Raw genomic sequence first — 7,077 nt, 5'->3', positions numbered from 1 at the left:
TGGCCTTCCCGTCTGCGAGGTAGGGAAAGTCGTAGGCGTTCACCTCGACCGGTTCGCCCTTGCGGTGCCACTCCCTGCCGCCCTGGTGGAACGGCCCGACCAGCTCCTTCTTCTTCGTGTCCACGCTGATCACCGGGTCTCCGGCCGCCAGGAACGCCGCCGCGGTGGCACTGATGTGGCGGAACTGGGCGTCACGGTCCGGATGCCCACGCCCCTCGTGCCTTTTGCGCGTTCCCTGGAGACTGCACCCGATCGACTTCAGAATCTCGGCCACCACGGCATGACTGGCCGGATGCCCCATCCCGGTCAGCTCAAGGGCAAGCTTCCGAGTCGATTTCGTCGTCCACCGCAACGGCGTCATCGGATCCCCGCGGCTTTCCGGCTCGACCAGCCCGTCGAGAGCCTCGACGATCTCCGGATCGGCCTCCTCAAGTTTCTTACGGCCTCCGCCTGGCGCCCGGACCCGGCCAGCAGGCGGAGGCGACGGGTCCGTAGCCTCCTCCATCCCACGTTTGATCGTGTTCCGGGCCGCACCTGTCGCCCGGGCAACGGCCGCAATTCCACCATGCCCCCACGAATCCGCCTCCGCGCCCATAGGAGTCGAAATGAAATAACTTGCGCGTTTCGAACCCTCCACAGGCCTGTGACCTGCGATGATGCTCTCGATCGCGTATTTGTTACTTCATTACGTCCCCATAGCGATCCGCCACTGCCGCTCGTCCAGATGGGGCCGCTGCTTCTCCAGGCGCCCCCTCATCGCGACAAACTTCGCCGAACGATCGTCCACCACGGACATAACCGTACCGAGGCGATCACACGGGAATCCCAAACACAGATCAAGTGATCAACTTATTTAATGACAGTACCTTTCACCATCGAAAAAGCAGAAGGTGAGATATGCACCGAGCTCGTTGCGCACCAGTCGCCGGAAGACGGTCGCTGCCACCTCAGCGTTAAATCCCTCGATTCGCGTGAAACCACGTCGGGACAGAAGGAAGTTTGCCCCCTCGCCCCGGCAGATCTCGGCGTCGACGACCTGGCGGACGACATCCGCGTACTCGTCGTCGCTGAGATCAAACATGACCTCGCCGAGCGAGAATTCCGGTTCGGCCCCCGCCACCAATCCGTCGAGGTCCACCTCGCGGCAGTCTTTGGCCACAAGGGAAACCAGCGGCTCCCCGCCATCGTGGCAGACAAAGCCGCGCTCCCTCAGCTGCGCATATGGGACCATGGTGATGACCGCAGCGTTGAACGGCCGGGGCAGCGCCTCCAGCAGCGTGTTGTAATGGATTTCCCCTGTGGCGAGTCGGGTGACACCATCGATGTGGAACAAGCAGAACGGCGTCGCGTCGTCGAACTTCCCATCCCTCATTCTCAACCTTCCAACTTCGTGACGAGGTAGTCCTCGAGAACCAGGTAGTCGATACCCGTCCCGAGGAAGCAACGGAGGGCATCCTCCGGCGAGGATACTATCGGTTCCTCCGCCAAATTGAAGGAGGTGTTGATCAAGCAGGGCACACCCGTTGTCTGCTCAACGGCCTCAAGCAGGCGCGCAAGCCGGGGGTGCTGTGCCGGTGACACCGACTGGATGCGCGCGGTGCCGTCGACGTGGACCGCCCCGGGGACCAAGTCGCGATACTCGGCGCGGATAGGGAAGACGAAGGTCAGGTCGGGAGAGTTTGCCTTCTTGCCCATCTCGAAGATTCTCGGTGCCGCGTGTGCGCCGCCTGCCGACCCGCGTTGCACTGCGGGCTTTGTGAAAGGGAAGGCCGACTCAAGGTCCGCGCCCGCGACGGTCAGCCGGGGCTGTGCGAGGCGTGCTACCGCCGCACCCTGTTCGGTGTCTGCGACGCCTGCGAGCTGATCGGGAAGCTGGCCACGACCGGCGCCCACGGCGGACCCCGCCTGTGCACCCGCTGCCGAACCACGGCCACTCGCCGCTGCTCGCGGTGCGGACGCGATCGGCGGATCATCGCCACCTGGCCGATCGGTAGCGTCTGCGCCTCCTGCTACGCTTGGACACGCCGCCACCCCGCCCTCTGCCCCCGCTGCCGGCGCGCTCAGGTGCTCGTCGGTTTCGATTCCCAAGGCCAACGGATCTGTGGTCCGTGTGCCGGCTTGGACGTCGACTACGACTGCCCGGCCTGCGGCCGGGCCGGGTTCGTGCCCCGCGACGGCAGGTGCGAACGCTGCCTGGCCGCCCGCCGTGCCAACGAGTTGCTCACCGACACGAACGGCGCCATGTGTCCCGAGCTGCGCCCGCTGGCGACCGCTCTGGCAACCGCCGACGCGCCCGACGCCGTCCTGACCTGGCTACGCTCCGGCGGTTCTGCCGAACGGTTGTTCCTCCACCTGGCCTCGTCGGATGTTCCACCCAGCCACGAGCTGCTCGACACCTGGCCGCAGACCCTCGCTCTACACCGGCTGCGCCAGACACTCGTCCACGTCGGCGTCTTGCCCGACCGCGCCGACCACCTCGAACGCCTCGGCCCCTGGCTCGACAACCTCCTCACCACACAGCCCACCGTCCACAGCAGCCTGATCCGTACGTGGGCGCGCTGGGCGATCCTGCGCCGCGCCCGTCACCGGCTGCCCGCCCGGCCGTTCACCCCGGCCGCAGCCGGTTGGGCCCGCACCCGCATCCGCGCCGCGCTCCGCCTGCTCGCCTGGATCGACGATCGACAGACGACGCTCGCCGATCTCACCCAGGCCGACGTCGACCGCTGGCTGACTGAGCATTCGGCCGAGAGCGCCTACCCAGCCCGTGAGTTCCTGCATTGGGCGCGCAGCCGACGGCTCACCGGTGACGTGAGCATCCCGAAACGGCGACCCCGCCACATCGTCGCCGCGATCAGCGAAGACGACCGGTGGACCCACCTCCGTCGCTGCCTGCACGACACCACCCTGCCCCTGCCCGCTCGCGCGGCAGGCGCCCTCCTGCTGCTTTACGGCCTACCCGTCAGCCGGATCTCGGCGCTACACGCCGACCAGATCGACCGTGAGGGCAATCGGACCCTCCTCCGCTTGGGAGCACACCGAGTGCTTCTCCCTCCAGCGGTCGCCGACCTGCTACTCGCCCAACCCGACGCCGCCCGTCCCGTATCCGTTCTCGCTCGCAGCGCCCCGCCGGCCACGACCTGGCTGTTCCCCGGCGGCTTCCCTGGCCAACCGACTCGGGACGCGGTCTACCGGGCGCTTCGCGGCAACGGGCTGCCGCACGCCCGCCATGCCCGTAGCGCCGCGCTCATGACGCTCGCCGCGGACCTACCCGCCCCGATCCTCGCGGGCCTGCTCGACCTCCACATCGCCACCGCCGTCGCCTGGACCCAGCACGCCGCCCACGACTGGACCCTCTACCTCGCCGCACGGGACCGTCCTGAGCCCTAAAAGACGGCATACGACGCCCAGGAGACCGTCCAAGGGGATTGCGGCTTCCTACGCCGCGTGCCGCTTCGCGCGGAGGTCGTCCGTCCGCATTTGGAGGTTGAGGAAGAGCGCAATGGCTCTTCCTGCCATTTCTAATCTGTAGCACACCGGGGGGCTTGCGGCAAGACCCAGTTCATGCCGCAGAATCCGTGACCGAGGCGAGAACCCACGAGATTAGGAGCCGCGGAATGCGTGTGTTGTTGTCGATGGCGGGGTCGCACGGGAATGCGACGAAATACCCCGCAGGGGGAGCCGATGATGGACGCCGAAGTGATCATCGTGGGTGCCGGTCCGACCGGCCTGATGCTGGCCGCCGAGCTGCGCCTGGCCGGAGTCCGGCCGCTGGTACTGGAGCGCCAGCCGCTGCTCCGGGAGACGCCGAAGGCGAACGGATGAGGAAGTACCCCGATGAGCTGCGGGAACGGGCGATCCGGCTGGTGCTGGAGGCCAGGGCCGAGGCGGGGACGAGCGCGAAGGGTGCGTGCCAGCGGATCGGGGCTCAGCTGGGGATCTCGCCGGAGACGCTGCGGGTCTGGGTCGTGAAGGCCGAGGTCGAGGCGGGAACGAAGCCGGGTGTGCCGACTGAGGTGGCCGCCCGGCTGGCCAAGGTAAACATTCAGCTGGTTAAGTGATCTTGCTGTGGGTGGTGGTTCCCTATCTGTCAGCATGAGGTGAGGCAGGTTCCGGCCATCATCTTGTGACGGGGCGGGTAGGGAGGAAGTCGATCGTGGTGGTATCGGTGACGGCCAGGCGGGATCTGACCGATGATGGTCGGGTGGGAGATCGGGAGAGTGGTGGCCGGTCGCGGCCGGATCCGGAGGTCGAGCCGAAGGCGCGGCGGCGGTCGTTCACGGCGGCGTACAAGCTACGGATCTTGACCGAGTACGAGGCGGCTGCCGACGGGCAGAAAGGCGCGATCTTGCGCCGGGAGGATCTGTACTCGGCGCATATCGCGGAGTGGCGGAAGGCCCGTGAGGCGGGGGCGTTGGCGGGGTTGTCGAAGCCGAAGGGGCGCCCGCCGACCGATGAGCGGAACCGGGAGTTGGAGAAGCTGCGGGCGGAGAAGGAACGGTTGGAAAAGGAGCTGGCGCAGGCCCGCTTCGTGATCGATGTGCAGGGAAAAGTATCCAAGGGGACGTAATGAAGTAACAAATACGCGATCGAGAGCATCATCGCAGGTCACAGGCCTGTGGAGGATTCGAAATGCGCAAGTTATTTCATTTCGACTCCCAAGCTCTTGGAAACTCTCTCCGAGGGCATTCCCGAGATCAGCGAATCGCAGGAGTCGCCGCGGAAGCGGAACGGATAGTCGAGGACGGTGTCGCCGCGTTGTCCGGTGAGGTGGGGGTGGCGGCGGCGTGTCGGGCGATGGGACGGTCCCGGGCCACGCATTACCGTCGGCATCGGAAGAGCCCGGCTCCGGTGCGGCCGGCGCCGATCCCGCATCGGGAGCGTCGCCAGCCCGCGGCGTTGTCGGCGGCGGAGCGGGAGCGGGTGTTGGAGGTGTTGCACTCGCCGCGGTTCGTCGACGCCTCCCCGGACCAGGTGTGGGCGACGCTGCTCGACGAGGGGGTGTACCTGGCGTCTGCGCGGACGATGTACCGGCTGCTCGCCGAGCGGGGGGAGACCGGGGAGCGTCGCCGTCAGGCCACCCATCCCGCCCATGTGAAACCCGAGCTGGTCGCGTCGTCTGTGAACACGGTGTGGAGCTGGGATATCACGAAGCTCCACGGTCCGAAGAAATGGACGTACTTCTACCTCTATGTGATCATCGACGTGTACAGCAGGTATGTGGTCGGGTGGATGATCGCCGACCGGGAATCCGCCACTCTCGCGGAGGATCTCATCACCGCGAGCTGTGTCAAGCAGGGTGTCGGTCGGGAGCAGTTGACGATCAACGCGGACCGGGGTACGTCGATGACGTCGAAGACCGTCGCGTTGCTCCTCGCGGATCTGGGGGTTACCCGTTCGCATTCCCGACCCAGGGTGTCGAACGATAATCCGTATTCCGAGGCTCACTTTAAGACGTTGAAGTATCGGCCTGACTTCCCAGGGGTGTTCGACAGTCTTCAGGCGGCCCGGTCCTGGTGCCGGGACTTCTTCGACCACTACAACAACACGCACCGCCACTCCGGGATCGGCCTGCTCACCCCGGCGACGGTCCATCACGGCCTGGCTGGCGAGGTCCACCAGGCCCGCGCTGCCGTCCTGGGCGCCGCCTACGCGGCGCACCCCGAACGGTTCGTCCGCCGGCCCCCGGTGCCGCCGGCGCTCCCGGAACCAGTGTGGATCAACCGGCCTGTCGCCGACGAACCGACTATCCAGCAAGACCCAGCAGCAGGCTAGTTTCCGCAAGATCCTGCCTCAAACAGGTTGACGGGTTCCGCAGTGACGACGTCGACCTGAACGAACTCCCCGTGGTGCTCAGATTGTGATCAGGAGATCTGAGCACCACGGGTGTACCCTTTATTTAAATGCAGACTTCTGAAAACAGCTAATCGAGCACTTTACAAAGTTGGCTCCTATAGAGAACTAGGCTGGCAATAGGAGTGATAGCGGCACTCCGAGTGCAGAGTACAAATCCATTAGCTCCCTCTCCGTCAGTTCCGAGTCATGTAGAACTGCATGAAACGGGACTTTACGTTCGTCGATAGGGAAGCCGCGTGACTCGGGGAGCGCCCAAGCTGCACATGCGGACGAGATAATGTCGAGAAAAAGCGGGATCGACGGCCGCTGTCTCGATAGAAGCCTAGAGCTTTGCGAGACATACATGATATATGCCCCCGCCGGGGTCCAGCTCAGGTCCGTCAAGCATTCATATAGAGCATCCCAGTTGCGACCATAGTACTCGGGAAATTCAAACCTCTCGGAAAATTGATCATGCATTTCTGCCTCTGTGCTCATTCCTGCGCCGTCGATGCGTACCAGTCGCACACCGCTTCCACCTTCGTCGGCATCGTCGGGAGGTGTGGGCACTGTTCCACAGAGAATCCACGGGGGCTGCGGCGAAAGCAGCACTCGTGGCAGCCAATCATAGGCCACGTTTCACCTACTTGATCCGAGTAAATGTCCTGTAGTGATCACTAGTATAGTACGCGGACCCATCGCTTCCTGTGACGATCCTGGCGGCGCCGCGAGGCTTGGTGTTGTATACGTCCCACTCTCGATAGGAAACACCTCGGGGCAGCGCGCCGTTGCTGTTTTTATAGGTGGCCCCTCCCTTGTATCCCGGCAACGGTGAGCCCTTCGATGTAACTCGATTAAGAACCGTATTCACCTGTGGGGGAAGACGCTTGAGGTTAGCGCGGTAGACTGCTGCCCTTGCCGCGCCCGGAGCTGCCCGTGCAGCTCCTACCACAGCACGCGCAGTCGACGGAACGGCTCGGGCAGCCGATGGAACGGCCCGCGCAACTCGAAGCACAGTCCCCCATGACTGACCGTCGAGGTCCTGGAGGTTGTAGGGATCTTGGAGAGCGTACTCGTACGGGTTTGCGCTGCCTCCGAACACCGGATCTACAGATAGGAAGCGCCCAGTGGTCGGGTTATAGAGACGAGCACCCATTAGAAAGATGCCGGAGACTGTGTCTCGCGATCGGTGGAAACTACCCAGCCAGCTATAACGAGGGTAGGGAGTCGAAATGAAATAACTTG

General features: G+C 64.6%; 9 protein-coding genes and 2 pseudogenes. 5 read left to right on the top strand and 6 right to left on the bottom strand.

Translation table 11 applies throughout. The features are described 5' to 3' along the window. Positions 1-595 (bottom strand): annotated as a pseudogene (locus ACY5KJ_RS15205) (ISAzo13 family transposase); the annotation flags it as partial. Positions 596-653: 58 nt separating this feature from the next. Between ACY5KJ_RS15205 and ACY5KJ_RS15200 the strand changes: the two are divergent. Continuing rightward, complete coding sequence (locus ACY5KJ_RS15200) at positions 654-857, top strand: hypothetical protein (protein WP_462203645.1); 204 nt, start codon at positions 654-656, stop codon at positions 855-857. Here ACY5KJ_RS15200 and ACY5KJ_RS15195 read toward each other — a convergent pair. Further along, positions 854-1,372, bottom strand: coding sequence for a hypothetical protein (locus ACY5KJ_RS15195; RefSeq protein ID WP_462203644.1), 519 nt, complete (start codon positions 1,370-1,372; stop codon positions 854-856). The two genes, ACY5KJ_RS15200 and ACY5KJ_RS15195, sit on opposite strands and share 4 nt — an antisense overlap. A 2-nt stretch (positions 1,373-1,374) precedes the next feature. Then, positions 1,375-1,893: a carbamoyltransferase C-terminal domain-containing protein gene (locus ACY5KJ_RS15190; RefSeq protein WP_462188949.1), complete on the bottom strand. Its 519-nt coding sequence runs from the start codon at positions 1,891-1,893 to the stop codon at positions 1,375-1,377. A gap of 225 nt (positions 1,894-2,118) precedes the next feature. Between ACY5KJ_RS15190 and ACY5KJ_RS15185 the strand changes: the two genes are divergently transcribed. From ACY5KJ_RS15185 to ACY5KJ_RS15175, 3 genes and pseudogenes are all read left to right on the top strand, one after another. Next, a complete protein-coding gene (locus ACY5KJ_RS15185; RefSeq protein WP_462203643.1) occupies positions 2,119-3,387 on the top strand; it encodes a hypothetical protein in 1,269 nt (422 codons plus the stop codon). 294 nt (positions 3,388-3,681) lie between these two features. Further along, positions 3,682-3,819: pseudogene (locus ACY5KJ_RS15180) on the top strand (FAD-dependent monooxygenase); the annotation flags it as partial. After that, positions 3,819-4,058 carry a transposase gene (locus ACY5KJ_RS15175; RefSeq protein ID WP_462188947.1) on the top strand — a complete coding sequence of 80 codons (240 nt, stop codon included), beginning with the start codon at positions 3,819-3,821 and terminating at the stop codon, positions 4,056-4,058. The pseudogene ACY5KJ_RS15180 and the gene ACY5KJ_RS15175, both read left to right, overlap by 1 nt. A gap of 58 nt (positions 4,059-4,116) precedes the next feature. Here the strand turns inward: ACY5KJ_RS15175 and ACY5KJ_RS15170 are convergent, their stop codons facing one another. Then, positions 4,117-4,599, bottom strand: coding sequence for a hypothetical protein (locus ACY5KJ_RS15170; protein ID WP_462203642.1), 483 nt, complete (start codon positions 4,597-4,599; stop codon positions 4,117-4,119). A 30-nt stretch (positions 4,600-4,629) separates the two neighbouring features. Between ACY5KJ_RS15170 and ACY5KJ_RS15165 the strand changes: the two genes are divergently transcribed. After that, complete coding sequence (locus ACY5KJ_RS15165; RefSeq protein WP_462188945.1) at positions 4,630-5,772, top strand: IS3 family transposase; 1,143 nt, start codon at positions 4,630-4,632, stop codon at positions 5,770-5,772. Positions 5,773-5,958: 186 nt separating this feature from the next. On the opposite strand, the gene ACY5KJ_RS15160 is transcribed toward ACY5KJ_RS15165, so the two are convergent. Next, complete coding sequence (locus ACY5KJ_RS15160) at positions 5,959-6,360, bottom strand: barstar family protein (RefSeq protein WP_462188951.1); 402 nt, start codon at positions 6,358-6,360, stop codon at positions 5,959-5,961. A 115-nt stretch (positions 6,361-6,475) separates the two neighbouring features. Next, a complete protein-coding gene (locus ACY5KJ_RS15155) occupies positions 6,476-7,036 on the bottom strand; it encodes a ribonuclease domain-containing protein (RefSeq protein ID WP_462188950.1) in 561 nt (186 codons plus the stop codon). Between the last annotated feature and the right edge of the window lie 41 nt (positions 7,037-7,077).

This window comes from Frankia sp. CcWB3 (assembly GCF_977927595.1).
This window is presented reverse-complemented; position numbering and strand designations above follow the sequence as displayed.

Bases quoted from the DNA above. Each gene is read 5' to 3' on its own strand.
- ACY5KJ_RS15200 (WP_462203645.1), top strand. From the start codon at position 654: ATGATGCTCTCGATCGCGTATTTGTTACTTCATTACGTCCCCATAGCG.
- ACY5KJ_RS15195 (WP_462203644.1), bottom strand. From the start codon at position 1,372: ATGAGGGATGGGAAGTTCGACGACGCGACGCCGTTCTGCTTGTTCCAC.
- ACY5KJ_RS15175 (WP_462188947.1), top strand. From the start codon at position 3,819: ATGAGGAAGTACCCCGATGAGCTGCGGGAACGGGCGATCCGGCTGGTG.
- ACY5KJ_RS15170 (WP_462203642.1), bottom strand. From the start codon at position 4,599: ATGATGCTCTCGATCGCGTATTTGTTACTTCATTACGTCCCCTTGGAT.
- ACY5KJ_RS15165 (WP_462188945.1), top strand. From the start codon at position 4,630: ATGCGCAAGTTATTTCATTTCGACTCCCAAGCTCTTGGAAACTCTCTC.